Source organism: Vibrio sp. 1402 (assembly GCF_033340275.1).
In genome coordinates this window covers 1-530 of record NZ_JAWOWE010000656.1, presented here as the reverse complement: position 1 = coordinate 530, position 530 = coordinate 1, and the positions used below count along the sequence as shown (strand labels likewise).

The 530-nt window shown below is 42.1% G+C and carries 1 protein-coding gene; it reads left to right on the top strand.

The genetic code is table 11. The features are described from left to right. Positions 1 to 75 precede the first annotated feature (75 nt). On the top strand, positions 76 to 530 hold a 455-nt coding region (locus tag R7044_RS27780), incomplete at its 3' end, for a hypothetical protein (protein WP_225456311.1).

Below are 530 nucleotides of genomic sequence, written 5' to 3'. Positions count from 1 at the left end.
CTAAGGATTCGTCAATAGACCTTTTATCCTGTATCTGCGTTTATCTGTATCTGTATTCAATTGAAGGAGAAAGAAATGACAGACTTAGCAGAAACCTCTTTGGAACAACAACCAACCAAAAAAGAGCGCAACAATGCGGACCTTTCTCGCCCTGTATTCAAACGAGTGCTGAAAGTGAACAGTCTGCAAGCTCAACGTGTAGTCGAACGCAGCTTTCAGCGCGTTTCCGATTCACTGTTTTCGATTGATGTTATTTTGCGAATCATTGGTGAACAAGATGAAATTGACCAAGTAGAAAGCATCATCCAGGAGCACATCGAGAAAGTATCCGTTGATCTTGATACCGCCACTAATCAGCTACAAAAGCTGATGGAAGACAACGGAATTGAAGGCGCTCCAGAATATACAAGCCCAAACCAGTACGATATCGAGATCAACTCACCACAAGTAGCTCAATTTGCTCACCTAGTGCGCAAGTTAGATAACTTGATGTTGTTAGTCGATACTCTATGGCTAAATAGTATCCTCAC